24 protein-coding genes are annotated in these 24,163 nt (G+C 60.8%); 18 read left to right on the forward strand and 6 right to left on the reverse strand.

What is annotated here, in order from left to right; translation table 11 throughout:
- Positions 1-4: 4 nt before the first annotated feature.
- The 11 genes from ALA01S_RS32670 to ALA01S_RS32690 are packed head-to-tail and all read left to right on the forward strand — an operon-like array spanning position 5 to position 11,108.
- Positions 5-199 carry a hypothetical protein gene (locus tag ALA01S_RS32670; RefSeq protein WP_157118830.1) on the forward strand — a complete coding sequence of 65 codons (195 nt, stop codon included), beginning with the start codon at positions 5-7 and terminating at the stop codon, positions 197-199.
- A gap of 10 nt (positions 200-209) precedes the next feature.
- Positions 210-1,229 (forward strand): P-type DNA transfer ATPase VirB11, encoded by a 1,020-nt coding sequence (gene virB11 / locus ALA01S_RS08280; RefSeq protein ID WP_066334620.1) that lies wholly within the window; start codon positions 210-212, stop codon positions 1,227-1,229.
- Entirely contained in the window at positions 1,226-3,742 is a 2,517-nt protein-coding gene (locus ALA01S_RS08285) for a type IV secretory system conjugative DNA transfer family protein (RefSeq protein ID WP_066334622.1), read from the forward strand. Before virB11 ends, ALA01S_RS08285 begins: the two co-directional genes overlap by 4 nt.
- A 10-nt stretch (positions 3,743-3,752) precedes the next feature.
- Complete coding sequence (locus ALA01S_RS08290) at positions 3,753-4,451, forward strand: OmpA family protein (RefSeq protein ID WP_084267343.1); 699 nt, start codon at positions 3,753-3,755, stop codon at positions 4,449-4,451.
- Between the two features lie 11 nt (positions 4,452-4,462).
- Positions 4,463-8,212 carry an LPD7 domain-containing protein gene (locus ALA01S_RS08295; protein ID WP_066334626.1) on the forward strand — a complete coding sequence of 1,250 codons (3,750 nt, stop codon included), beginning with the start codon at positions 4,463-4,465 and terminating at the stop codon, positions 8,210-8,212.
- Complete coding sequence (locus ALA01S_RS08300; protein WP_218011441.1) at positions 8,209-8,910, forward strand: TraX family protein; 702 nt, start codon at positions 8,209-8,211, stop codon at positions 8,908-8,910. The genes ALA01S_RS08295 and ALA01S_RS08300 overlap by 4 nt, the downstream gene beginning before the upstream one ends.
- Positions 8,895-9,449 carry a hypothetical protein gene (locus ALA01S_RS32675; protein WP_157118831.1) on the forward strand — a complete coding sequence of 185 codons (555 nt, stop codon included), beginning with the start codon at positions 8,895-8,897 and terminating at the stop codon, positions 9,447-9,449. The genes ALA01S_RS08300 and ALA01S_RS32675 overlap by 16 nt, the downstream gene beginning before the upstream one ends.
- Positions 9,436-9,894, forward strand: a complete 459-nt coding sequence (locus tag ALA01S_RS32680; RefSeq protein WP_157118832.1) for a hypothetical protein — start codon at positions 9,436-9,438, stop codon at positions 9,892-9,894. The genes ALA01S_RS32675 and ALA01S_RS32680 overlap by 14 nt, the downstream gene beginning before the upstream one ends.
- 11 nt (positions 9,895-9,905) lie before the next feature.
- Positions 9,906-10,142 carry a hypothetical protein gene (locus tag ALA01S_RS32685; RefSeq protein WP_157118833.1) on the forward strand — a complete coding sequence of 79 codons (237 nt, stop codon included), beginning with the start codon at positions 9,906-9,908 and terminating at the stop codon, positions 10,140-10,142.
- Positions 10,139-10,483 carry a hypothetical protein gene (locus tag ALA01S_RS08305; protein ID WP_066334628.1) on the forward strand — a complete coding sequence of 115 codons (345 nt, stop codon included), beginning with the start codon at positions 10,139-10,141 and terminating at the stop codon, positions 10,481-10,483. The genes ALA01S_RS32685 and ALA01S_RS08305 overlap by 4 nt, the downstream gene beginning before the upstream one ends.
- A 40-nt stretch (positions 10,484-10,523) precedes the next feature.
- Positions 10,524-11,108, forward strand: coding sequence for a hypothetical protein (locus tag ALA01S_RS32690; RefSeq protein ID WP_157118834.1), 585 nt, complete (start codon positions 10,524-10,526; stop codon positions 11,106-11,108).
- A gap of 435 nt (positions 11,109-11,543) precedes the next feature.
- Here the strand turns inward: ALA01S_RS32690 and ALA01S_RS08310 are convergent, their stop codons facing one another.
- From ALA01S_RS08310 to ALA01S_RS08325, 4 genes are read right to left on the reverse strand one after another with little or no spacing between them, the layout of a single operon-like run.
- The gene (locus tag ALA01S_RS08310; protein WP_066334629.1) at positions 11,544-12,104 is read right to left on the reverse strand and encodes a type I-F CRISPR-associated endoribonuclease Cas6/Csy4; all 561 of its coding nucleotides are present in this window, start codon (positions 12,102-12,104) and stop codon (positions 11,544-11,546) included.
- An 11-nt stretch (positions 12,105-12,115) separates the two neighbouring features.
- Positions 12,116-13,162, reverse strand: coding sequence for a type I-F CRISPR-associated protein Cas7f/Csy3 (locus tag ALA01S_RS08315; protein WP_066334632.1), 1,047 nt, complete (start codon positions 13,160-13,162; stop codon positions 12,116-12,118).
- Between the two features lie 41 nt (positions 13,163-13,203).
- Positions 13,204-14,121 (reverse strand): hypothetical protein, encoded by a 918-nt coding sequence (locus ALA01S_RS08320; protein ID WP_157118835.1) that lies wholly within the window; start codon positions 14,119-14,121, stop codon positions 13,204-13,206.
- The gene (locus ALA01S_RS08325; protein ID WP_066334637.1) at positions 14,118-15,863 is read right to left on the reverse strand and encodes a hypothetical protein; all 1,746 of its coding nucleotides are present in this window, start codon (positions 15,861-15,863) and stop codon (positions 14,118-14,120) included. Before ALA01S_RS08325 ends, ALA01S_RS08320 begins: the two co-directional genes overlap by 4 nt.
- A 331-nt stretch (positions 15,864-16,194) precedes the next feature.
- Here ALA01S_RS08325 and ALA01S_RS35180 point away from each other — a divergent pair, with 331 nt between their 5' ends.
- A complete protein-coding gene (locus ALA01S_RS35180) occupies positions 16,195-16,323 on the forward strand; it encodes a hypothetical protein (RefSeq protein WP_259375511.1) in 129 nt (42 codons plus the stop codon).
- A 79-nt stretch (positions 16,324-16,402) separates the two neighbouring features.
- Here ALA01S_RS35180 and ALA01S_RS08330 read toward each other — a convergent pair whose 3' ends face one another.
- Positions 16,403-18,175: a zinc ribbon domain-containing protein gene (locus tag ALA01S_RS08330; RefSeq protein ID WP_066334639.1), complete on the reverse strand. Its 1,773-nt coding sequence runs from the start codon at positions 18,173-18,175 to the stop codon at positions 16,403-16,405.
- A gap of 228 nt (positions 18,176-18,403) precedes the next feature.
- On the opposite strand from ALA01S_RS08330, the gene ALA01S_RS08335 reads away from it, so the two are divergent.
- From ALA01S_RS08335 to ALA01S_RS32695, 4 genes are all read left to right on the forward strand, one after another.
- Positions 18,404-18,886, forward strand: a complete 483-nt coding sequence (locus tag ALA01S_RS08335) for a single-stranded DNA-binding protein (protein WP_084267344.1) — start codon at positions 18,404-18,406, stop codon at positions 18,884-18,886.
- A complete protein-coding gene (locus ALA01S_RS08340; protein ID WP_066334641.1) occupies positions 18,883-19,317 on the forward strand; it encodes an ACT domain-containing protein in 435 nt (144 codons plus the stop codon). The genes ALA01S_RS08335 and ALA01S_RS08340 overlap by 4 nt, the downstream gene beginning before the upstream one ends.
- A 479-nt stretch (positions 19,318-19,796) precedes the next feature.
- The gene (locus tag ALA01S_RS31610; RefSeq protein WP_169805875.1) at positions 19,797-20,609 is read left to right on the forward strand and encodes a deaminase; all 813 of its coding nucleotides are present in this window, start codon (positions 19,797-19,799) and stop codon (positions 20,607-20,609) included.
- Positions 20,610-20,922: 313 nt separating this feature from the next.
- On the forward strand, positions 20,923-21,978 hold the full coding sequence (locus tag ALA01S_RS32695; RefSeq protein ID WP_157118836.1) for a M48 family metalloprotease: 1,056 nt from the start codon (positions 20,923-20,925) through the stop codon (positions 21,976-21,978).
- A 243-nt stretch (positions 21,979-22,221) separates the two neighbouring features.
- Here the strand turns inward: ALA01S_RS32695 and ALA01S_RS35185 are convergent, their stop codons facing one another.
- A complete protein-coding gene (locus ALA01S_RS35185; protein WP_259375512.1) occupies positions 22,222-22,344 on the reverse strand; it encodes a hypothetical protein in 123 nt (40 codons plus the stop codon).
- A 605-nt stretch (positions 22,345-22,949) separates the two neighbouring features.
- Here ALA01S_RS35185 and ALA01S_RS32700 point away from each other — a divergent pair.
- Together ALA01S_RS32700 and ALA01S_RS08345 are read left to right on the forward strand one after the other, a co-directional pair.
- Positions 22,950-23,492, forward strand: a complete 543-nt coding sequence (locus ALA01S_RS32700) for a hypothetical protein (protein ID WP_157118837.1) — start codon at positions 22,950-22,952, stop codon at positions 23,490-23,492.
- On the forward strand, positions 23,461-23,961 hold the full coding sequence (locus tag ALA01S_RS08345; RefSeq protein ID WP_084267346.1) for a tyrosine-type recombinase/integrase: 501 nt from the start codon (positions 23,461-23,463) through the stop codon (positions 23,959-23,961). Before ALA01S_RS32700 ends, ALA01S_RS08345 begins: the two co-directional genes overlap by 32 nt.
- The last annotated feature ends 202 nt before the right edge of the window (positions 23,962-24,163 follow it).

The following is a 24,163-nucleotide window of genomic DNA, read 5'->3' on the forward strand; positions in this document are numbered from 1 at the left end:
TCATATGCTGACCAGAAACCACATGCTGGTGCACCGGCTGCTGAAGAGGTCTCAACAGCCGTTCCATACGGTCGTGATCGCTGGGCCTGTTCGTGCGGGAGCAACGCATGCGCTCAAGCCGCTTGCGCAACGAGCCGAGCATGCTGACCGTCTGGTGACGGTCGAGGCGGCACCTGAGGTCCTGCTGACAAGCTGCTGAGGGCCATCACATGAACAATCGGGACGACCTGCCGGTGCGCCGGCTCCTGACGTCGCTGCAGCCATTCCTGGACCGCGACGATGTTCTCGAAATCATCATGAACCGGCCTGGGGAGGTGTTTGTCGAGTCGGCCAGCCGGGGCTGGGAGCAGCACGAAGTTCCGATGGACTTCAAACAGTGTCGCGCACTGGCCGTGGCTGTAGCCACGTACTTCGATGACGATATCAACGAAACACAGCCTTTGCTGAGTGCAAGCCTGCCGGGTGGAGAACGCGTGCAGTTCGTGATTCCGCCTGCCGTTCCGCGCGATACGGTCTCCATCACGATCCGGCGGCCATCCCGTGTCACGCCGCGTCTGGCCGACCTCGAAGCCGCGGGTTTGTTCGACCGCGTTGTGGAAAAGCCCAACCAGCTCCAGCAACATGAGATGGAGTTGTTGGAACTCATGAAGGCACGCCGCTATGCGCAGTTCTTGCTGCGCGCGGTGCAGCTTCGCAAGACCATCGTAGTCAGCGGCCAGACCGGCGCAGGAAAGACACACATTCTCAAGGCCTTGGCTGAGGAGATCGGCCATGCCGAGCGGCTGGTGACGATCGAGAGCGTGCCGGAGATCCTGCTGCCCAGCCATCCCAACTCGGTCCACCTGTTCTATTCGGACGCCGGCAAGACCAAGACAACACCGAAGGAACTGCTCAAGGCTGCGCTGCGCATGCGTCCCGACCGCATTCTGCTCACCGAGGTGCGCTCCGACGAATGCATCTTCTGGGTCCGTGCCGCCGCGTCCGGCCACCCCGGCAGCATGACCACGCTGCACGCCGGCTCGTGCACCGAGGCTTACGAGCAGATGGCACTGATGATCCGGCAGGCCCCAGGCGGCGCAGGCCTGACCGACCAGGAAATCAAGCGGCTGCTTACGCTCACGGTGGACATCGTCATCCAATTCGGAAATGACGGTACGGGCCGCTACGTGCGCGAGATTGACTACGACCCGCAGCGCAAGCTGGATCTGGCACACGGAGGCCGCCAATGAGCCAGGCAACCGAAAACCAGGTGGTCGCTGCTTCCACCGTGGCGCCCAAGCAGTACCTCAACATTGCCTTGCTGTGCGGACTCGTCACGGGCGTGGCGGTCATCGCAGGGGCCTGGGCCGGCGGCACCTCATCCACGAGCCTTGCGTGGGGCATCCTGGGCGTGCTGGTTGCCGAAGTTTTGGTATGGCTTGGCGGCCAGCTTGTGATGGCCTGCAAGGCCGGAGAAACCGAGCGCGAACGGGCACTAGGCTTACTGGCCAAGGGCACTGTCGGGCTGCTTCTCGCGGTTCTGTTGACCATCGCCGGGTTGTGGCTGTCTGCGATGATCTTCCTGGCCGCCAACAAGACCAACCCGACCCGCGCCCAGTGGAACTCCCTGCCGGGCTACTGGGACCGTTACGGCGACGACGAGCGCCACAAGCGGCAACTGCTGCTGTCCATGGCGCTTGCCTTCGGCTTGGCCTACGTCGCGGTGCCGCTGGCGCTGTACAAGGGCGCACAGCGCAAGCGTGCGCTCTATGGCGAGGCACGGTTTGCCAACGAGGGCGAGGTCCGCAAAGCCAAGCTGCTCGACGGGCAAGGCATCATCCTTGGCAAGTACCAGCGGCGCTACCTCACGCTGCCGGGCCAGCAGTACGTGCTGCTGGCAGCCCCCCCGCGCAGCGGAAAGGATGTGTCAGTTGCCAAGCCGAACCTCTACAACTGGGACGGCTCTGCGGTAGTCCTGGACATCAAGGGAGACCTGCGCGACAGCACCTCGGGATTCCGGGCCAAGCACGGGCAGGCGGTCTACGTCTTCGCCCCGTTCGACACGGGCGGATGCTCGCACCGCTACAACCCCTTGGGCTATGTCCGTACTGAAGCGCAGTGGCGGGTGAAGGACCTGCTCAAGATTGCGCAGATCATCTTTCCGAACGACGACTCGAAATCCGCCGACGCCGGCAACTTCTTCGCCGACCAGGCCAACAACCTCTTCCTGGCGCTGGGCCTGTACTTGTTGGAGACGCCCAACCTGCCGCGCACCATCGGGCAGATGTTGCGCATTACCTCCAGCGACGGCCGTCCCATCCGCGAGTACCTGACGGAGATCATCAACAAGCGCGAGCGCTCTGATTCCCCGCTGTCCTACGACTGCGTGGCTGCGTTCTCCCGGTTCCTGGCCAACACCGCCGAAACGACGCTTACCGGCATCGTGAGCACGTTCACCGGTCCGCTCAAGGCGTTCGCCGATCCGGTGACGGACGCGGCCACCAGCAGCAACGACTTCGACTTGGCGGACCTGCGCAAGAAACGCATGACGGTCTACCTCGTGATGCCCTTTGACGAGCTGGCTCCCGCGAAGCTGCTGCTGAACCTGTTCATTACGCAGATGATCAGTGCCAACGTGCAGGAACTGCCCGAGCAGAACAAGGCGCTCAAGTACCAGTGCTTGGTGCTGCTCAACGAGTTCACCGCGGCCGGGCGCATCGACGTGATCGCGCGCGGGATCGGCTTCATGCCGCAATACAACCTGCGCCTGCTCATCATTGTGCAGTCGATGGCGCAGTTGGCTGCCACCTACGGCAAGGAGACGGCACAGGCCATTGCCACCGCCTGTGCATGCCAGATCCTGTTCGCACCGAAAGAACAATCAGATGCGGAGCTCTACTCGCGCATGCTGGGCACCTATACCGAGCGGCGTACCAGCCGCGGCCGCAGTTACTCCAGCGGCAAGGGAGGTGGCAGCAGCAGCACGTCCTCTAACGAGAGCGAGCAATCTCGGCCGTTGATGCTTCCCCAGGAAGTCAAAGAGCTTGGTGCCGACAACGAAATCATCATCTACGAAGGCGTCAAGCCGATCCTGGCGCAGAAGGCACGCTGGTACGAAGACCCGGAGATGAAGTTGCGCGCCATCGATCCGATTGCCGTGCAGCCCCTCAACCTGGACTTGCATATCGCGCGCACCGACATGCGGCACCGGCCGGCCAAGCCGGAGGATGGTCGGCTGGGCGACATGCCTATTGAGCGCATCGCCATCGACACCCATGGCCTCACGCCACCCGCGGCAGACACGCCACCAGAGGAAGCAGAGAAGTTCCTGGGTGCGTTCTTCGGCCGCATGGATCAGCCTCAGGACGAGGCTGCACCTGCTGAGGTTGAACCGCCGAAGCCGCCGCGGCCCAAGGCCGAGCCCAACGCCATCGGCGTGGACATCAAGGTGGGCAACGACGGCACGGTTCACATGGTGGCCAAGTCCGTCAAGCCCAAGCGCACTCAGCCTCCTGCTGAGAGTGACGGGCAGGAAGCATCGCCGAAGACCACTCTCGGCAAGGAGATAGAGGTAGACGGCGACGGCGTGATCACTTTCAAGAAGAAGCCTGGCAAGCGCCGTCCTGCAGCGGACGAGAAAGCACAGGCCGACAAACCTCAAGCGGAGGGAGCCCCCAGCGAGCCCAACGGTGTCGCGCAAGAGCTTGATCTGCGCGTACTGCGCAACACACCCAGCCGGGAAGAAAACGGCCGTGAACGGTGAAGGAATAGGCATGAACCACCAAATTTCCCGTACTTCCGGATTGATTGCCGCGCTGGTGGTGGCATCACTGCTTGGTGCATGCGCCTCGCCCCCGAAGCCTCCCCAGGCCAGTGAGTCCAGCCGTCAACCGGCGAACGACCCAGCCCACATCGAAGCGCTCAAGCTGCAGGGAGAGCTGCAGCGTGCCCGGGTTGAACTGGCCTTGGCCAGCCGACAAGTTGCTTCACAGCGCATGCTGGGCGAGGCGCAGGCCATGGCCCGGCCTGTGGCGCTGCGCACCGGTGGCGGTGGCATCCCCGTCATCGACGCCACCACCAGGGGTAACAACACCATCTTCACGGTGCGTTTCCCGGTGGGCAGTACCAAGCTGTCGCTGTCGCCACAAGCACAGCAGACACTCATTGAGACTGCCAAGGACGGCGCAATAGTGGTTCTGCGTGGACGGACCGATGCACTGCGCGACAACGCGGCGGATGCGCGTATCGCACGACTGCGTGCTGAGGCAGCGCAACTGGTGCTGGTGCGCTCAGGCATCGCTCCCAACCGCATCCGTGTCACTTGGCAGGGCGCTGGCGATACGGTTGCCAGCAATGAAACCGCCGAAGGTCGAGCCATGAACCGCCGTGTGGAGATCGAGGTCTACGCCGCGCAGCCCGCGGCGAATGTCCTTGACCAGCCCCCGGCGCACAGTGCCGTGGCGTCGAATTGAGGTGAAGCCTCATGTCCGCGTCAGCAATCACGAACACCCTTGCCTTCACGCACGGCGGCACCCTGCGGGGCCTGGAAGGCATCATCACGACGGGAAAGTTGTCATCCACCGCGGCCCTGGAAGCGCGGGGCGATGCCACATTCAAGTTCACCGATGCCGAGCGGCAACACGTTGCCGAAGACAAGTACCTGTTCTTCGACTGCCCTCAGAACAACGGCTGCCTGACGTACCAGGGCGTAAAGCACGCCAATGAACCGGGAGCAGGCTTTCAGTTTGTCCTCGTCGCCAACGGCAAGTCCTTGGTGGAGCAGGCGGATCTCTTTGGCGTCAGCGACGGCATCCTCATGGGGCGGCAGGACGGTGCGCCTCTGGAGATCGACGTCCGCAAACTCGACTGCAAGGTCCTGGTGCCCGACTGCTACAAGCCGCACGTGGATCGGATGGTCGAGCTGGCGCAGATGGCCGGCAAGGAACTCGATACCGCCAAGCTTGTCTTCAGGCCGATTGAGGAGGTGCGGCAGCTGCTGCAGGAAGGTCGCCGGCCGGCTGATCCCATTGCGGCGCAGCAGGCGCTGTGTCGCGAACTGGGCATCTCGGCCGAGCCTACTGCGCGAGCCATCAATGACGCCGCCGGTACGGTGGAAACCAAGACGTCCAAGGTCGTGGTGGCCCATCGTGAGGAGTTGCTGGACCGGGCATCGGCTCCTGTCGTGCGTGTTGGGCCCAGCACCGGAGCGGAACTCGTGGCTCACATGCGCGAGACGCCCGTGTACCTCAATATCCAGTCCGACCTGCGAGAACTCTTTGGTGGCCGAGGCGCGCGCAGCCCCACGCCCCGGGTGCTGGAGCTCAAGGACCGGCCCGAGGATCTTGCTCATGCCGTGAACATGCTGGTGCGCATGTCGCCCCACTCGACGTACCACAAGGCGTTCCACGCGGGCGAGGTTGCGCCGGCGGGACAGCCATTTGTGGGCTACTTCGAGCTGGCCGAGATCAAGGCGCAAGTAGTCCGCCAGGGTAGCGACGGCCAGCGCGTGGGCGAGCTGATCGACTTGGCCAACTCGGGCGTGGTCCTCAACAAGGAGACGTGTCAGCGCGTGATGCGGCCTAGCGAGCACGTTGCCCAGATGCCGCCGCCGCCGCCGCTGCCGCAGCAGGCGCAGATGCCGCCGCCGCTGCCTGCTGAGCCAGAGGTGCCGAGCAATCAGCCGTCTACAGCGAAGCGGACCATCCGGGATTACGAGATCCCCGGAGCCTTCGAGCTGACGGCGCAGGGACGCGAGCCACGCTTCTACGACGACGCACGCCTGGCCGGCGAGGCTTTCTACGCTGCTCGGCGCGAGGAGCAACCGCGAGTGGTTCAGCACCGGGTCTCCGGCTTCGAAGACAGGACCGGCAGGTACGAGAACCTTTCGGTTCTGCCCGTCGCCATCACCGCCTTGGACAAGGACGGTCACTGGCAGCACATCTTTTTGGATGAGGCGCCGGAGTTTCGTGCCGGCTACGAGGCCGCGCGTCAGCGCATGCCCGCCAAGGCTGTGGAAACGGACGACTGGACCCAGCCAGCTCCTGTACCTGTTCCTCAGCAGCAGGCCGTCTCCGCGCTGTCTTTCACTGCAGAGCCGCCGCGGCAGCCCGAAGTTCCGACCCTTGCCACCCAGGTAGCGACCGAGCCGAAAGGACAGACCGTGAGCGACCAGCAAACCCCCGCCACGCCGCCGCGTGTTCAAGTCGGCCAGGACCCGAACCACTGGGTAAACGAAAACGCCCAATGGCACCGGGACGTTGCTGACCGCCGTGGGCTGACCGCTGGCATTGAAGCGCAGTTTGCCGAGGGCAAGACGGCGAAGCAGGTCATCAAGGCGATGGGCAAGGAACTGGAGTTCTTGCCCATTGATGATCGGTCCAATTTCATCGTCGGCGTGCGTGCCACCTTGGGAATACCGTCACAAGCCACCTCTGATGGGCAGCAGGAATTCAAGGCCTGGAAGGCTGAGTACGACAAGCGCCAGGCGCTCCAATCCGCTACGCCCACCCAACCGCAGAAAGAAGGACCGGTCATGAACTTGACGCGACTGCAGATCGACGGTGTAGATGTTGGACGCCTGGCGTTCGAGAAGCACTCGACCGAGCACGGGGTGTTTGTCGATCTGACTGCGCTGGACCGCAACAACCAGCCGCTGGCGGAATTCAATGGAGTGGACAAGAACGACCTGACCAAGGTCCTTGGCCCGACGGTGGGGCATGAAGTTGCGAAGTTCAACGGCCGCACTGGTGAGCTCGCCGGCCAGCAGCTCGACGTTCCGGCGGCCGAAGTAGCGCAAGCCGCTCGCGGTAAGTCGCCACAAGCCGTTCCGCATCACGCCGCCCAGGTGCCGCAGAAGAATGCTGCCCAGCAAGAGCATAGCCAAGCTACGCGGACGCCTGAACCTGCGTCGAAGGCACAAGGTGCAGCGGAGGTGCAGGCCGCGCCGGTACGCCGCATGGAGATCGACGGCAAGGAGGTGCAGCGTCTCTCGTACATCAAGATGCAGACACCCGAAGGGCTGCGGTTTGATGTCACTGCCTATGGCTCCGGCAGTACGGTGCTGGGACGGCACCCGGGGTTGAGCAAGGAGGAGCTGCCCCAGTACCTGGGCGAGACGCCGGCCAGGAACATCGAGATAGCGCGAGGCCGCAATGGCTCGCTGCGTGGTGAGCAGCTACAGCTGCGGGGGAATGAAGCTAGGCCGCAGCAGACGTTGCCCGTCAACTTGCAGCTGCCGCCTCGGCCGAGGCCGGAGCGGACCGTCGCCGAACGTCCTATAGCGCCTGCAGATACAGCGCAAGCGCGACAGCAGCAACAGCCGCAGCCTGCGCAAAGTCATGAGGCACAACGGAGTACCACGTCTCCTGAAACGCCGCCGCTGGCGGCCAGGACCGAGCCCATCGTCAACAGCATCGAGCGCTCGAATGCGCAGGGGCAAGGAGGGTCTTCGCAGACAGGCAAGGCAGGGGAGCGCTCCACGGAGCAGCCAGCTGCTCCTGCGACTCCGGCCCATCAGCCTGGTGCTCCAGAAAATCCATTCCTGGCGGCCCCTGAGGCCCCTGTGGATCCGGCCGAGCGGCGTCGGCAGGAACTGCTGGCATCGCTGGCCGAGCGCTTCACCATCAACGCCGGCGAGTACCGTTATCGTCACGACCAAGCCCATGTGGCATTTGTGGACCGGGACACCGCAGTGACCACCCACCGCAACGAGCCCGAGATCGCGCGTGCCATGGTGGACTTGGCCGAAGCCAAAGGGTGGAAGGGGCTGCATCTCAAGGGCACGGAAGCATTCCGGGCCGCGGCATGGATGGAGGCCTCGCTGCGTGGGCTGAAGTCGCATGGCTACGAGCCCACGCGTGCGGACCGGGAACGGTTGGCGATCCGGCTGCAAGATCAGCAGATCAACCGTGTCGAGCCTGCTCAGGAACAGACGGCCGGGCGACAGCAACAGGCGGCGGCCGCCGCTGCGCCTACACAAGCGCAGCAACGCGATGAAGTGCTTGTGAGACGGGAGGAAGCCCTGGGCGTACTGGAGGCCTACCTGAAATCGCAGCACAAATCACCGCAAGAGATTGCCGCGTTACTCAAGCAGGGCGGGGAGATGCTGGACAAGATGGTGGCGGCAGGCAAGCCACTGCCCCAAGCCCGCGTCTATGACATCAACGCGCAGCGTGCCCACACGGTGCATGTGCAGCCACAGCGCGAAGTGAACAGCCCGGCGAGGTCTCGGTGAAGGCGGCGCGCGCAACTTACGGGCTACCCCCCGGCACCTGGCGCGCGCCACATCTATCCAGCGGCAGCGTCGAGGCGCTGAAGTGGCTGGGACTGGCGCTCATGGTGGTGGACCACACCAACAAGTACCTGTACCACGGCCACGTACCCTGGATGTTCGATGTCGGGCGCGTCGTGATGCCGATCTTCGGCATCGTGCTGGCATGGAATCTCGCACGAGGCGATGAGGCAACAGCATGGCGTGCAGTGCGCCGCATGTTGATCTTCGCGGCGCTGGCATCGCCGGCGTTCATGGGCATGCAGCAGGGGCGCTGGTGGCCGTTGAACATCCTGTTCACCCTGGCCACGAGTGCGGCCGTGATTGCTTTGCTACAGCGCGGTCGCAAGGGCTTGATGCTTGCGCTGGTGCTGGCCGTGCTGGCGGGCGTGCTTGTCGAATTCTGGTGGCTTGCCATTGGCGCCACTGTGGCGGCCTGGTACTGGTGGCGGGAGCCGTCATGGCGTTCGGCTCTGGCGTGGATGGTGTGCATAGCCCTTCTGATGCCGGTCAACGGCAATGCGTGGGCATTTGCAGCCTTGCCCATCGTGCTGATCGCATCACGCCTGGACTTTGCCTTGCCGCGGCTGCGCTGGATCTTCTACGCCGCATATCCAATTCACCTGTTTATTTTATGGAGCATGCAATGGATGAAGCTCTGAGTATTTCGGCGATGCCAATTGCAGACAAGGTGATTCGCTATTTGAATGCGCGCTATTACGCCGTTCAACTGGCTGCGCTTGAAAAGGCTGCAGGAAATATTGGGTGTTCATTTGTTGAGCGAAGCGCTGCAGACGCCATGACTCCTGAAGTCGAGGAATACTTGGCAATAGCGGTCATCCTCGCTCGTGAGAACTACATAAGGCCAAAGTGCAGTGGCGGACAACACTACAAAAACGCAGAATTTCAATTGGAAGATGGCTATGCCATTGCGCTATTCAGAGAAATCGTGGCTGCACTGGATGCCATTGGTCTGCGTTTCAAGATTCGAGAGCAGGGTGTCGATTCTTCCGCTTTAGAGAGTGAGCGCCGCGAGTGGAAGAAACCGGATATAGAGCTGGCGGAGTTGGTTAGTTGCGCTGAATCTATTCCGCCACTCTCTGGGGATGGAGAGACTGATCCAGCAGAGTCAGCGGAATTTATGAACAGATTCTTCGAGGTAGTGCAAAACCAAGGAGGTCATGTCCATGAGCGCGGCTGACCATTTCAAATTCGATCCAGGGCTGTTCGCTGATGGACCAGCGCGAGAAGCGACTGACTCGATGCCTACCGGCACGGTTGTTCGCCTGCGACGATGGCCGGTAGCGGCACTGCTTGTTGGCATCATCGCTGTCAGCGTGGTAGTCGTAAAAGCCAACATTCCGGAACGCAAAGGCCAGCAAGACCTGGCTGAGGCGTCGACAGTGAATTACCCAGGACAACCTGTCGCAACTAAGTTTGTTTCGGAATCTCGCGACGTTCCTGTATCAATTGCACCCCCGTCAAGCAGTTGGTGCGAAGACAGCGACGCGTTGTGCACGAAGCTCACAACCAGCAAGCCAGCAGAGGCCTTGAGGAAAATTATCTCTACCATCCCGCAGGGTATGGCAAAGCAATACCGTGTTCAGGTATCAATCACCCCCATCGAAGATGCGCTAAGCGAGTAAGGAGCGGTTTTATGAGGGTCTTTCCTGTTATCGCATTGGCCGGTGTTATAGCTGCATCGCCGTGTACTGCGCAAATTCCTGTTATTGGGCCTACCATGTCCGCAGCAGAAATAATTTCCCTCACCGAACAACTCCGGCCGCAACTGGAGGTGGTTGAACAATACCAGAAGCAATTGAATGATTTCCTCCAGAGCCAAGCGATGCGCGAGGGAAAGCGGGAGGGGAACGACCAGGAGGACGTGCCATGACCCGCAAAAGATTGGCGATCATTGACGCGCTCGGTTGGCCAACTGCGGCGTGGGTCTGGATGTACGTGGAATTCGGCGCAAGTGGTCCGTTGGAAGGATTGGTGACACTAGGACTGGGACTGTGGGCCGTCCGCAAGCTCAGTTGGGCCTTGGACGATGATTGCCGAGATCCTGGCTCACGCATATTTGCCGTGGGCGTGATCGGCTTCATTTTTGGTAAGGCGCCTGTCTACGGTCCATACGAGTTCACAACCTGGCTGTTTGCCCGCATCGGAATCATGCTCGCCGTCATCATCGCACCGATTTCTTTTATTGCATGGGTGGTGCGATTGCTGGGCTAGAGATTGGGCGATTGGATATCTATTGGCTGAGAGACGCAAAATGGATCAATTTTTTGATTTTACTGCGGCAATTTCTGCGCGTCTCGGGATGGACTCGAAGGATTTTAATGGTCATGTGATTGCATTTTTGGCTGGTATAGCCGCGGCAACCTTTGGTTTTCTGTTGACCATGATGTGGGATGCGTTTAAGAGAAGACAGGATGAGCGAGCCAAGTATAAGAATATTCTGGGTTTGATTAGGGCTGGATTGGGAAATAATGCGGCGTCTGTTCGCTGGAATGTCGATATGATAGAGAGAGAGGAGAATTCAATAATAACCAGAAAAACGGCGCTTAATGCGCCGCTGGCCTCGCTCAAAGAAAATTTTACTGGCTTGCTTATTCTTGGGGTTCCTGATAAGTTTTTGCGCAACGAGAAATTTATAGAGAAAATTAGCGATATCGACCAAAACGCTTCAATAATAAATCGTATGATTGTGGCTAGAGACATTTATAAAAACTCAAGCGGTTTCCAGTCGGGCTTTCAAGATAATGTTTTGGTGCACAATAGGGCCATAAAAAGTAGTCTTGAGTCCTTTGAAAAGCTTAATACGGAGATGATTGATTTTATGGCTGGGTTCAATTAATGAGGTTGCGATTGCTTCTGAATCATGTTGCTTGATTGCAGATATGCAACTCATCCATCCACCGCCCGGGCTTCAAGCTACTGATGTGCGGTGGGTGCCACGGGCGCTCTGGATGCCATGATACGCACAGAACTTTGCCTTGATTGGATTCCCACACGTTCAATACTGAGGAAAGCGCGGTGTCGTTGGGTAGTAGTAGTATGCCTTCGCCCAGTATGAGAGAAAGTCTACCAATCTCTAGTTCATAATGTTGTGGCATTTTGGGTGCGGCTGCGTGAAATTTTCCCTCGGACCGTAGTCGAGGCTCCAAAATGCGGATTGCCATTCTGGCGATGGCCAACCTGTCTGTGTGTCCCATATTGCTTCCTTTTGCTGTATTGGCTCGTCGTGCATTTATCGGCGTGGTGCTGAAACTCCAGCATATGCGGCTTGTTTTTAGAACTGCGGCAGTCCACCGTCCAGCGTGAGACCAAAGCTGTTGAAGGTAGGGGCCGCCGGATTCGCCAAGACCTTGCGCAACTTCAGCTCGAACATTTGGCCTGTTGATTGGCTGGCGCAGGCAATGACCAAGTCCGCCATGTGCTGCCTGGGCGGCGGCGCAGCGTTGCCCAGACGCAGGCTGCGCCGGATGCGTGAGGGTTTGTCCTTGTCGGCGGCGTTGTCGCGGCGAACCGCGGCATAGCCTCGCGTCGTCGGCGCCGGTATCACCGCGCCGACTTCCACCCCCATGGCCCGGATGCGCGGCAGCGGCGAACCCGAGATGAACGCTTTCAGTGCCAGTTGCGTACCAAACAGCCGCAGCCGGGCGGGCGTACCCTGTACGCGCTGGCCGCACCCCCAGCCCGGCACGTCGATGCCAATTCGCTCCGTTGCCGAGCCCTGTGCATGGTTGAACCCATGCATCCAGCGCCAGGCCAGCGGGACCAAGTGCGATGGCGGCTCGATGGAGTCGGTGAAATCCAGATCGACATAGTGCAGGGCGGACAGCTTCAGCATAGCGGCCTCCTTCACTCGTCGGTGCCGCCGAACACGCCACCGCGGATGCACAAGGCCGTGTAGAACAACCGGTCCTCGCGGCTCAGTGCCGGGGGGCCGCTTCTGGCCAGACGCTCGATGATCTCCTTCATGCTTCCTGTCGTGCGCCGGTAGGCGCGGGCCTCATGCGAGTTGGCACCGTAGGGCTCGACGGCGATGGGCCTGTTTGGCTTGGCATCGGGATACCAGGTGTCGATTTGCCGCAAGGCGTTGCCCGCCTTGCGGTCGTTGATGATGGCCTGGAACCCGCCATCGGGCAGCCGCAGCTTGGCCAGCATGCGCGTAACGCCCTCGCCGCCGGGCCAGCGGCGCTGGGAGGCACGTTTCTGGTCCTCGGAAGGCCACTCCTGGCTGGGATACACCCGGGCGCCCAGGCCCAGCAGGTACCTGGCCTGCAGCCGCAGCATGGTGCCGTGGCCGGTGTCTCGCTGCAGCGCCTCGGCGATCCACCCGGCCAAAGTCTGCAGCCCCCTGCGGTACGCCTCGTAGCGCGCCATGTCCAGCGAGAACGGGTCGGCCTCGTCACGCAGCAGGTTGTCGAAGTCCAACTGCTCGCTGTTCAGTTCCACCGTCATCCGGTGCCGCTGAGCCGTCAGGAAGTTGCGCCACCCGAGCATGCCGCAGGCGATCTGGATGGCATAGCGGGTGCTGAGTTCCGTGATGCCGGCGTCGGCGCCCTTGACCTGCTCCAGCACCTCGGCATGCAACTGCAGGAATCCGGGCTCGCTGCACGCCTGTGGCGTGGCGTAGCGGTTCTTGACCAGCAGCCGGCCCCGCAGGACCAGGACCTCATGGCCGGGAGCCAGCTCGCTGCTCTCGACGACCTGAAGAATGGCTTGGTCGCGCTTTTCGAGCGGCGTCTTCGATGTCGCGTTCAAGCCCCGCAGGGGCTCTTCCCGGATCGTCACCGGCACCATCTCGGACACGGGACTTGTCATGGCCGGCGCGCTGAACATCAGCATGTGGCTGGGCTCCAGCGTGCGCGCGAAAGACAAGATGGACGGGCTGGCAGTCGGCATCGTTGTTCCTCGTTGGATCGTCCAGCGGGAGTTCTGCGGTGTCAGGCCACCGCGGTGCACACGTAGCTGCCATTGACCGGCCGCTCCTTCCACAGGACGCGATAGCCTTGCTCGGCTTGCACTGCATCCACGCCGGCACGAATGGAGGCGGCGGTTTGCAGGGCGGCCAGGGTGTACATGGGCGAAGCCACTTTCGAGCGCCCCAGCCGCCCGTCCGAAAACGGCCGCGCGCTGCGCTGCGACGGCTCGGGCTCCAGGGCCAGGTAGCCGCTGGTGACCGGGTAGATGCGACGCCGCTCGAAGCCGTGCTCTTCGAAGAAGTCGCGGTAGGGCCTGGGCCGCTGCTCATGGCGCAGCGTGGCCGCCAGCAGGGCGTCCATCAGCGGCAAGCCCGCAGCCCGGGCCGCCTCGACCAGCGTGGACTCGTCGCGCAGCACCAGCGCGCGGGAAGGCAGCAGCGCCATGGCGCGCGCCAGCTCCGTGGGGTAGCGCTCGACCAGCCGTGGCGCGGCGAGGTTTGCCGCGGCGCGCTGCACGATCAGCCTGCCCTTGCACAACCGCAGCTCGGTGAGCACGCTGGCAGCGTCGCCGGAGAGCTTCTGCGTGGTCAGCAGCTCGATACCGCGCGGCGTCGCGCCGCGCAGCCGGATCACGAAGCTGGCGGTGAAGGACGCCCAGATCGCCGGCACGGCCTCTGGCGTGGCTGTGCCTTCCTTCATCGACTTGACGTAGCCGGCGTGGATCTCGTAGTTCTCGACGCCCAGGGCGATGCCGTCGGGCTGGAGCTCGCCGGGCCCAAGTCCCTTGGCCTTGGCCAGCCCGATGGCAAAGGCCCGCGCCAGGCCGGTGAGTCCTGTCACCGACGGCAGCCCGACAAACGGCCCTTGCGACACCTTGACGGACTGAGCGCTCACGCGCAGGAAGGCGAAGTGCCTTTGCATGGGGTGGATGGCCCTCAAGTGCGCTCGTGCATCACCACGGCAAGAGCGACTTCTCGTACCTCGGGCTCGTACTCCCAGCTCCACGGCTTCTTGACATAGGCCTGCTCCAGTGCGGCCACCACGCGGTTGCCTGCGTCCCTGGCCAGCGGCGCCAGCACCTCCCTGGCTTCGACAGATCGCAGCCCGGCATCCCCGGTAACGAACAGCCGCCACGGCTGCGGCGCCCACGCGATGAACGCGGCGTCCCGGGCCTGCAGCGTCTGACCGGGCGACTCGACATCGGACGCCAAGGCTTGCCAGTGGTCCCGCAGGGCCAGCAGCGGCTCCAGTGCTTCGATGACCATGGCCGTGAAGATAGCCCGCCGCCTCTCCCGATAGGGTCGCGAGTCGGCCTGCGGCAGCAGGTAGCGCGGCGCCTTGGCGCCTGGTGGAGCTGCGACGGCGGCCAAGCGCGCCTCCTCGACGTAAGCCACGGCGGCCTCGAGGTCCACGCCGGCTTGGCGGATGAAAGGAATGCTCAACCGCACGTTGGCCGTGTGGACTTCCTTGGTCACGTCCATGGCGACGTTCTGCGGGTTCTGACCACCCAGGAGGATGGTGGAAGTCGGGAACGTCAGGTGCATTCGCTCCAGCCGCTTCTCCCGGGCCACCAACTCGGACCGCAGCCGGGCGGGCTGGTGCTGGTCGGCGGCCCGGGCCGCCTTGATGGCGCTGCCGCGGCGCTTGGTTGCCTTGCCGGTTTCAAGGCTGGCGGCGAGTTGATCGTCGATTGCCTTGATCTGCTGCTGCACCTGGGCCTGAAGCTCAAGGATTTCCGCGCGGTACGCCGTGGCCAAGCGCTCTTTAGCAGCATTGACCTCGGCAGGCAGTGCGAACGGGGTCAGCACGCTCAGGCATTCCTCTGGCGGCTCGCCCGGCCCGGCAGGCAGGTCGCCCGCGAAGACTTGTGCCTCTCCGCGCATCACCGGCGGCTCACCGCCCGAGGCCAGCGCCTCGATGAGCACCGCTGCGTCAGTGAGGCCGTGGACGTTCATCGAGCCCTGCACCTGTTCGCACAGATCAGGGTGCCGCGCAAGAACATCGGGCAGTCTCGCCCGGACGCCCCGGTAGTCGATCAGCGGCAGAAGGACATGCCAAAGCGGCTGATACAAGGCGGCACAAGACAGCGTGCGAGTGGCCCGGGTGCTGAAGTCCTCCTCGGTGACCATCATCTCCAGGCCCTCCGTGCGGGGCTTCTGCAGTTTGATGAACCCGCCTTGCCCGCCCATGTTTCGAAACCGGACCGGGTGCGTGCACACGCTGTCCCGGGCTCTGAGAAAGGCGCGGCTCTGGACGAATGACACCAGGTCGATCCGGTTGGCGGCGCTCCACGGGTTGGCCAGCACCGCGGCGAACTTGACGGGATCATCCTGGACCAGCGGCGCGGGCTTGGTGCCAGGCTTGCGCCGCACCTTCCCCTTGGAGTCCAAAGCGACACTGACGAATGGATGCGGCTGCAGCACGGTGCGCCAGGCTGCGTCCTGCTCGTCTGCCGTGAGGCCCGCCTGAGTACTGTCGCTGATCAACGCATTGCCGTTGTCGGCGTGAAGCACGGCCAGCAAGAAGGCGAGCAACTGCGCAAGCTCCTGGGGGGACTCCAGACGTAACCAGCCGGGCTGGGTGCGAAGCAGGGCGTTTTTGATGGTCCTGGTGGGTGACGTTCCCCGTGCCAAGTTTTCAGTGAACTCGGCGAGCGACTGCGTGAAATCGAAGTCGATCATCCGCAGGCACCCGGTATCCCATGAACTCGAAAAGCGTTTTGAGCACGGAGCCCAGAGTCGAAGCGCGTGTTGCTTGTAGCAAAACGGCCTGCACGGCCGTCACAGTTCCGGAAGTGCGCGAAGCTCTGAGCTGCATTTCCTAAGCGGCCTGCGCGGCCGAGCGTTGTAAGGTGATGCTTTGCATGGCCGGCAACTGTTTCTAAGCGGCCTGCGCGGCCGAGAGCATTACGTTGGCCTAACAAGGTATGTGCTGGTGCCTCTAAGCGGCCTGCGCGGCCGAGAGCTATGGCAAAGCAACGCCAACTCATTGCATCGATGGGCAGTTCTGCCCATGAATAACCAACGATTCAAGTCTGCAGACAGCGGCAATTTCTTCGTCAGCCAACGTCATAGCGGAGACTCAAAAGAACGGGTTGGGGTGGGCAAAGGCTACCTGCGCTGCCGTGCACTGCGCAAGTGACGCCGGTGATGTGGTCCGGGTGCAGAGCTTGGACGGTGTAGCAGCACGACATACCGAAGCCAAAACAGGGCGGCCGGGCTCAACCTTCGATCTTTGCTCCGCAGTCCATGCAAAAGCGCGCGTGGGCCGGGTTCCTGTGTCCGCAGGCCGGGCAGAACCGAGCTTTGGCCTGAGGTACCTGCGCACCTGGCAGGTCGCCATCTCGCTGTTCCAGCGCTGCGGCCACGTCGCCGGCAAGGCGGTCCTGCGCGGGCGAAGCGATGCTGCCCTGCAGCGCGCGCTCTGCGTTGGCCAGCGCGTGGATGCGGTTCAGGTCCTCGGTGCTGCCCGGCGCGACCAGGCTGGCGCGCGACTGGCCGAAGTCGATGAGGTGGTCGGAGAGCGCCTGGGCCTCCGCGTCGGTGGAAAACATCGCCGTGATCTGCCGCGCGCTGTCCTTGCCGAAGACCACCGACTCGATGCGGGCGCGCCACACGCGCAGTGTCATGGATTCCGTGCGGACGATCTGGTTGGAGCTCTGGACCTTGCCGGTGAGCGTGTTGCCCGTGCCGATGCTCGCCGTCTGGTAGGTGCCCTCCATCTCGACCCAGGTCAGCACCGAGGCGAAATCGAAGCGGCCCCACAGGCGGCTCGATGCGCGAAAGCCGAACGCCGCCACCACCAGGAAGATCGATGCCGCGCCCAGCAGCCGCAGCGGCAGGTCTCCGCCGCCGCCGACCGAGCGCACGAAGGCCAGCGCACAGCCCACGGCCACCACCATGAGCAGCGCGGCGTAGAGGTCCAGCAGCGTGAGGAACCGGTGGCGCCTGGACTGCAGGGCCTGGACGATGGTGGCCGGCGCCGTGTGCGCCATGGGCATGGGCTGGGTTTCCTCCAGCAGCTCGCCGGCGAAGGGCCCGGCGTGCAGCTGCGGATCGATCACGGGCGAGATGCGCGAGTAGCGGCGGTTGGGGATGCGCTCGACCCATTGCTCCTGCAGATGGCGCTCCAGCTCGTCGAGCAGGAGGCTCGGCGGCACGTTGAGAGACACGCGGCTCTGGCGCGCGCTGGTCTGCGTGGGCGGCGGCGGCTGCACCTGCTCCAACGTGGCCGCCAGCACCAGGGCCACCGCCACCAGGCCGGAGGCCAGCAGCATCGTCGTCTGCGGCGCCAGGGAGATCTGCGGCACCTGCGGCAGCGCCCGGGAGATGAGCCCCACCAGCGCGGGGCCCAGGATCGCCACCGCCAGCAGCGCCACGAGCGACGCGGTGGTCAGCCGCGCGGTGCCGGCGCTCACCACCGGGCGCAGCAGGAAGAAGACGCCGAAGGCGAAGTACGCCATGCTCATCAGCGGGCGCGACGCCTCGGTGCCGAACAGCCCCCAAGCCAGCGCGAAGCTCACGGCCGTGACCAGCATCGCGCACAGGTTGTAGAAGGCGACCTTGGCCTGCTCCTGGATGGCCAGCGGCGCGGTGATGAGGCGCGGCACCCAGTGGTACAGCACGCCCTCGATGGCCCGGGCCGGCTCGGGATAGGTCAGCGCCCCGTCGCGCAGGATGCGCTTGATGGTCGAGGCCTGGTCCGAAGTGCCGACCATGGCATTGGGCAGCTCCGGCGCCAGCGACGCCGGCCGGCCGCGGCCGAAGAAGAAGCGCAGCCGCTTGGCCCCGGTCGCGGCGGTGACGACGCTGGCGAACAGCAGCCCCAGGCCGACGGCCACGGCGATGGGGTCCAGCGACTGGCGGTGCTCGAACAGCGTGAAGAGGGCCGCCGCGCCCATGAGCGCGGCGCAGGCGAACAGCAGCTTGTTCTGCACCCGGTAGGGGTTGGGCAGCTCCAGGGTGGCGTTGGCGCTGCTGTAGTCGTAGCTCATGGGCGGCCTCGGCTCGCTGGCAGGGGAGAGACGAACGATTGTGTTGGCGCCGCGGCGGCCAAGGGTGCTCAGGTTGTTAGGGCCGGGCGCCGGCGGGCAGCCACCGTGTGCCACGCCGGTGGTGAAGGCTGACGATGCATCATGGTCCTGATGGCTGGCGTACAACTGCGTGCGTGATGGGGCCGAGCTGCGTCTGGGCGCCGGGCAGCTACACGGAAGGAGCAGGTCGTGATTGAAGGACTTGTGGCAGGGAAGGTGTACGGCCGCCCCGAGCAGCGCACGAGCAACAGCACCGGCAAGGTCTTCACCGTGGCCAAGGTCCGCGCCGCCACCAGCGGCGGCGAGGCGCTTTTCGTCAACGTGCTGGCCTTCGACGCCACCGCCCAGGCGGCGCTGCTGGCGCTGTCGGACGGCGACGCGGTGTCGCTGGCCGGCACGCTGACGCCCAAGGTGTGGGTAGACCGGGAGAACCAGGCGCGGCCGGCGCTGGACCTGATCGCGAGCCAGGTGCTCACGGCGTACCAGGTAAAGCGCAAGCGCGAGGCGGTGACCGGTGCGGAGCCGCCGCTGCGCCAGGCCAGGGTACCGGCACAGCAAGAGGACTACCGCTCGCCGGCGTCAGCACCGGCAGCACCACCTGCCGCCACGGCGGCAACCGATGCCGATGGCTGGCCGGCTTCTGACGCACCCTGGAACGATGAGACGCCATGACCGGCGAACGCGACCTGAGAAAGCTGCTGCGGCACATGACGCCGCAGCTGCAGCCCGGCACCTTCGTGTTCTGCACCTTTCCGGACGAAAACGTGCCTGCCGGCCTGGCGCCCATCGCCACCTTCCGCGAGGCCGAGGGACTCAGCGTCATCCTCGCGCTGGACGAGGCCCAGCGCGCCGGCGTGCCCTACCAGTTCGAGTCGGGTCTGATCACGCTCACGATTCACTCTTCGCTGGACGCCGTGGGGTTCCTGGCCGCGGTTTCCGCGGTGCTGGCCGAGGCCGGCATCCCGTGCAACGCTGTGGCGGCTTTCCACCATGACCACCTTTTTGTGCCCCAGGAGAAGGCGCAACGGGCGCTGGATCTCCTCGCAGCGGTGGCTGCTGCGCCGGCGCAGCTTCCTGCTGGGCAACAGCCGCCGTCGAATTGAAGCCCCCTTGTCTATATCAGCCGTCAGAACAAAAACGCCGAGCAGAGAGACGGCGTGCAGCGGTGGAGTAGAAGCCGCACCTGAATCCACACCGTGCCCGTCGCAGGCATTCGACTCGCCATCGCGAATACCCGCTTCGCAGCGGAAGCTGTCGTCCGCCCATGGCTTACATACCACAGCAGCCAACGAACAGCGGACGGTGGAAAGCTAACCCGGCTTTTTGCCGCATAGTGCAGCCCAAATTCCACCAGCGCGACCCACGGCACCGCGCAGTCCATCTACTCTGAGAGTTTATGCTTGCTGGTTCATTCAATCTCAAAGTTCGGCTTAAGATCAACCTGCTTTATGGCTAAAATATGTCTTTGATGCACACTTGCTTCAGCCTTAGGTAGCCCATTGTTCGGTTGCCGCCTTTATTATTTGCCCTGCGCGAAAAACCTCTAAGACGTATGACATCTCACGATAGCGAGCGTGCTTTTATGGAAGAAGCCATTAAAGCAATGGAAAAATGTGATGGCAAAGTAAAAGTGGGGGCGGTTCTAGTAGTAGATGGAGAAGTAGTTGCGGTTGGTTCTAAAATGGGTGGCACCCATGCTGAACGCTCAGCAATTGAAGCCGCACGCGAGCGCGGTTTAAATCTAAAGAGGGCTGCTCTCTATACCACACTCGAGCCTTGTGTTGACATCAATACAGGGCAAAGAAGGCAATGCTGCGCCGATCTTATCGTTTCGGAAGGCATCCCCGAGGTTATCATTGGACGTTATGATCCTAATCCCAATGTCTACCGCAAAGGTTGGAAGCGACTCCGGGATGGTGGCGTGCGACTCAGGGATTTTCCAATGGATCTTCGCAATAGCATCGACGCAATAAACGACAAGTTTATGGATTTCTTTTCATCTGGAATAGGGCCTAGTGGCGGGGCGAAAATTGACCATAAAGAACCAGCAAAGTTTAGGATTCAATTTTCCGCCGATGATAACCGTTACATGGAGATTGGTTGGACGCTATGCGGCATAAACGCTGCATATGGCTCCGCTGTTGATCCAGTGAAAGTTGCGTTGGCACGATTTGCCAGCAACTTTGATGAAGTTGATGATCCCACAGCATACGAATTTGGACACTCAGCAAGAATTGCCGTTGGCGAGGTTGGCGTATTCGTTGGGCCTGAAGCCTGCGTGCTCGTAAAGCCTAAAGAAATTCAAAGCGGCCCAGACTACGGGGCGGAAAATCATTTCGTGAAATTCGACTATGTCGTTCGCATAATTAAGCCCCGTTCGCACAGCTTGAAATGACGCTCAGATGATCTAAGAGCCCATCTCAGTAGGCCGCCTGTTTGCGCTCAGTACAGAGGGCAAGGATCAGCTGAAAGCCGTCCAATTGGGATGGGCTCTAATCCCCGCAGTACCAATATATCAAGTAAGGGTGGTTTAAAAGCTTCGCTGTAAAAATCGTTTATGCGAAATAAGTCACGCTGCGATCCTGAAATTTTAAAGCATGTGCGCAAGCGCAATAAATACTGACTACCAAGCTCGGTTGCCTAGGCGTTAACTGAAGTAGAATTGATGAAGCGCTGTGCGGAGTGCGCAGCCAAACAAGGAGAATTAAATGAATAGAGATAAATTTGGTCAAACTCTTAGCAAGTACAAGCTTGGCATTGTCTTGCATACCGAGGACATCATAATAAACCCTTGGTTTAGGCTGTTAGAGGTTGATGCTACTCAGATGTGTCGCGGCATGGATAGCGCTCCTATAGATTTCTGTTTTAGTGATTCAAATTCTATTCAAGCTTATGCAATTTATGAAGAAAGGATGGTCGTGGTGACAAAAGGAATGTTCAGCATGATATCCAAACTTGCCATGATTATGGTTTCCAAAAAAATGTTTCCAGCACTGGGTAGTGTTGGAGATCCTGAGTGGAGCCCAAAACTTGAAAGAACCACGATACCGCTTAGACAATTACTGAATAGTGAAGAGTTCGACTGGGTAAATCGGCGTCCAGAATGGATTGCTTCGAAAGAAAGACAGGGCCTATTTTTTTATCTATTGCTCTCTCTTTTTCGTTTTGTGGTTCTTCATGAAATTGGCCACATAGTTAATAAGCATGGCGACAAACATAGGACGGCAAGCGCGTTCGAAGTTGATCAGGTTGGCGGCTCAACCCTTTCTAGGGAGCAAGCAGTTTCCTCACAAGCAAAAGAATCGGTTGCCGATCATTTTGCCTTTCATCGTTTTCTGAATTTATTGCACCGTGAGCTAAAGCTAAAAGGGGAGGATGAGCTATTGTTGATGCTTAAGCCTCATTTATTTTCCGACGTAACAGGGGAAATAGGTTACTCGCTTATGGTGTCTTATTTATTCTTTTCCATAATGGATCGAGGAGACTGGTGGGCTGGAGACCCTTATACGTTTTCACACCCGCCGGCACCCTTTAGAGTTCGTACGCTTCTGGCTGGTGTCCAAGAGTTTGGCGCTATAGGTTTGAATGCAGATGAATGTGGGCTAGCAGTTGCCAAAGCTGCGCTTGGCGCAGAGGCTATTGTTGCGACTTCATTCGGAAGGTTTCCCGACATGTATTGGCTGGACAGCGTCAGCGGGGAGAGCTACAAGAATATCTATCAGGAAATTTTTGAAGAGTTACCAAAATGGCAGTGGAATGGATAGTTAGCGACCTCATGAGCGCCTCCATAGCTGGTCTGTGATGGCTCTCCACCGGTTCTGGTCCCCAACATGCATGCGATATCGGAACTTAGGTCAACCGGCCTTTTGCTGGGGAAGACCCAGTGCGCGAGGCTGGAGTAGTCGTCGGCAGATGGCGGTGCTGAGTCTTCGCGTCTGGCCTGGGCACGAAGGTGTGCCCGATAAGCAGGAGTTCTTCGTCCATGTCCTTGTGCTGGCCGGCGGCGGTCATGCGGCCAGCACCTGCGCCAGCAGTTCCTCGTCGCTGGGCTGCTGCTGCTGCGCTTGATCATCGAGGAAATGCGCCTTGCATTCCTGCGCGACGAGAGTCCTGGTGAGAATCGTTGTCATTTTCAGGAAAAATGGTGCGCTTGATCTCAAAAATACCAAGCAAGTAACACCTTGGTGAAGCGCAAGGAAGGTTGGACGTCAGCATGTCGTAAATGCTTATCGTGTAACGAGATGGCGCACCGTTCCTGCTGGTTTAAAAATATGCAGACTATGTCCATCAGCATTTCCAACAGGGCAGTTCTCCACCTTCCCATGCGCTATAGATCTATGTCAGAATCTTAGTCTTCGTCAAGACGTCTGGGATCGTTTGATACAGAATCAGAAGAGGGATTGAGGGAGAAGACATGTGCAACGCTCACAACCATCCACCAGGCTGCAATTGCGGGTGGGGCGGTGTATGGTATGGCGGTGTGAGTAGTAGTGAGTCCGATTGGTTGTTTCGACATGAACCTAAGCCGCGCCAACTCGGGTTTCAGAGGGCCACAACATCGCCAGTAGCTCGTGGTTTCACAGTTCCTAACTCACGCTGTCCGGTGTGTGGTGAGCGTGTTTACTACTATGAATCGCCTTACGGCGGCCGCGTATTTTTTGACAGTTTGGGTCCGCCATGGCCGAAGCATCCTTGTACGTCTGGTACGGACACAAATGGATGTCGCAATAAATCGATGTCGTGGCATACAACTGGCTGGCATTCTTTGGCTTCAGTAACGATTGATGCCCATGTTTCTGCCATCAATCTCTACAGATTAACCGGTCAATACGATGGGCGCAATTACAGTATGTATTTCAGCGCCCGTGAGATTGTCGCGGTGGAAATAGTGAGAATCAGAAAAGTCGGTCTTGGAGAATTTGAGTTGTCGATGTTGGACTATAATTCATCCGAAAAAACTTGGTATTCATGGGGTGGTCGAGCTTATGTCGGGGAGGATCGCGCCTTGCGAGCAACCCCTCTCGCCAAATCGATTGTCCATGCACATGGAAATAAAAATTCTTTTTCCCAACCGCAGCAATCAAGCACTCAATACTATTTGCATACGGTAATGCCACAGGCCGTGCACTGGCAACAGCAACTTAAGCCGCCGCATTTAGACAAGCCCAAGAGCGAATTGATCAAGTGCCCGCATTGTCGAAACCATGTCAAGGAAACCAGATTGAAACGCCACATACGCCTAGTGCATGGGGAAACGCTGCCCGGAGTTTCTTCTTGAAGAAAACAGTAAGCTACGCGCGTGTTATTTGGTTGCCCTGCGGGTTCGTGACGTATGCCATGGCGACAAAATCGCCAACCGCGCTATTGTTCTTCAGCGCAAAATCCAACGGCCGGTCCAGTTTGAGATCACACCCACGGCTCAGGACGCCCTGCAAACCTGGATTCGAGATGCTGGGCTGAAGTCCGACGGTTGCCTGTTCCCCAGTCGGATTCACCAGTCGCCGCATATTGGAACCCGGCAGTACGCCAGAATGCTTCATGATTGGGTCGAGGAAATGGGCCTTGACCCAACGGCGTACGGCACGCACTCGATGCGAAGAACAAAGGCCTCGCTGATCTACAAACGGACCAAGAACCTGCGTGCAGTTCAGATCCTGCTTGGTCACTCCAAGCTGGAGAGCACGGTGCGCTATCTCGGCATCGAGGTCGATGATGCGCTGGAGATTGCTGAGCAGATTGAGATTTGAACAATTGACCCGGCGGAGGCCGGCTGCGCCCGCTCAGCAGCGGGCGCATAAGTGCCCGCTACCGACGTTCAACTTGCCACGGTAAACAGTCGTTTTGCAGCGGGAGCAGTCGTCCGACCAGGGTTTACAAACCGCGGCAGCCAGCCAAAAGCGACTGTACTTCGACGTCTTCTCTCCAGCATCGGCTATTCAACAGCACTAT

The sequence above is a fragment of the Azohydromonas lata NBRC 102462 genome, assembly GCF_001571085.1.
Lineage (GTDB): Bacteria > Pseudomonadota > Gammaproteobacteria > Burkholderiales > Burkholderiaceae_C > Azohydromonas > Azohydromonas lata.

Coding starts and splice junctions, on each gene's coding strand:
- ALA01S_RS08330 (WP_066334639.1), bottom strand. CDS start 18,175: ATGAGCTACGACTACAGCAGCGCCAACGCCACCCTGGAGCTGCCCAAC.
- ALA01S_RS35180 (WP_259375511.1), top strand. CDS start 16,195: ATGAATAACCAACGATTCAAGTCTGCAGACAGCGGCAATTTCTTCGTC.
- ALA01S_RS32675 (WP_157118831.1), top strand. CDS start 8,895: ATGGATGAAGCTCTGAGTATTTCGGCGATGCCAATTGCAGACAAGGTG.
- ALA01S_RS08315 (WP_066334632.1), bottom strand. CDS start 13,162: ATGCCGACTGCCAGCCCGTCCATCTTGTCTTTCGCGCGCACGCTGGAG.
- ALA01S_RS08345 (WP_084267346.1), top strand. CDS start 23,461: ATGGGGAAACGCTGCCCGGAGTTTCTTCTTGAAGAAAACAGTAAGCTA.
- ALA01S_RS32685 (WP_157118833.1), top strand. CDS start 9,906: ATGAGGGTCTTTCCTGTTATCGCATTGGCCGGTGTTATAGCTGCATCG.
- ALA01S_RS08310 (WP_066334629.1), bottom strand. CDS start 12,104: ATGCTGAAGCTGTCCGCCCTGCACTATGTCGATCTGGATTTCACCGAC.
- ALA01S_RS35185 (WP_259375512.1), bottom strand. CDS start 22,344: ATGACAACGATTCTCACCAGGACTCTCGTCGCGCAGGAATGCAAGGCG.
- ALA01S_RS08305 (WP_066334628.1), top strand. CDS start 10,139: ATGACCCGCAAAAGATTGGCGATCATTGACGCGCTCGGTTGGCCAACT.
- ALA01S_RS32690 (WP_157118834.1), top strand. CDS start 10,524: ATGGATCAATTTTTTGATTTTACTGCGGCAATTTCTGCGCGTCTCGGG.
- ALA01S_RS08295 (WP_066334626.1), top strand. CDS start 4,463: ATGTCCGCGTCAGCAATCACGAACACCCTTGCCTTCACGCACGGCGGC.
- virB11 (WP_066334620.1), top strand. CDS start 210: ATGAACAATCGGGACGACCTGCCGGTGCGCCGGCTCCTGACGTCGCTG.
- ALA01S_RS08285 (WP_066334622.1), top strand. CDS start 1,226: ATGAGCCAGGCAACCGAAAACCAGGTGGTCGCTGCTTCCACCGTGGCG.
- ALA01S_RS32700 (WP_157118837.1), top strand. CDS start 22,950: ATGTCGTGGCATACAACTGGCTGGCATTCTTTGGCTTCAGTAACGATT.
- ALA01S_RS08325 (WP_066334637.1), bottom strand. CDS start 15,863: ATGATCGACTTCGATTTCACGCAGTCGCTCGCCGAGTTCACTGAAAAC.
- ALA01S_RS08340 (WP_066334641.1), top strand. CDS start 18,883: ATGACCGGCGAACGCGACCTGAGAAAGCTGCTGCGGCACATGACGCCG.
- ALA01S_RS31610 (WP_169805875.1), top strand. CDS start 19,797: ATGGAAGAAGCCATTAAAGCAATGGAAAAATGTGATGGCAAAGTAAAA.
- ALA01S_RS32670 (WP_157118830.1), top strand. CDS start 5: ATGCTGACCAGAAACCACATGCTGGTGCACCGGCTGCTGAAGAGGTCT.
- ALA01S_RS08290 (WP_084267343.1), top strand. CDS start 3,753: ATGAACCACCAAATTTCCCGTACTTCCGGATTGATTGCCGCGCTGGTG.
- ALA01S_RS32680 (WP_157118832.1), top strand. CDS start 9,436: ATGAGCGCGGCTGACCATTTCAAATTCGATCCAGGGCTGTTCGCTGAT.
- ALA01S_RS32695 (WP_157118836.1), top strand. CDS start 20,923: ATGAATAGAGATAAATTTGGTCAAACTCTTAGCAAGTACAAGCTTGGC.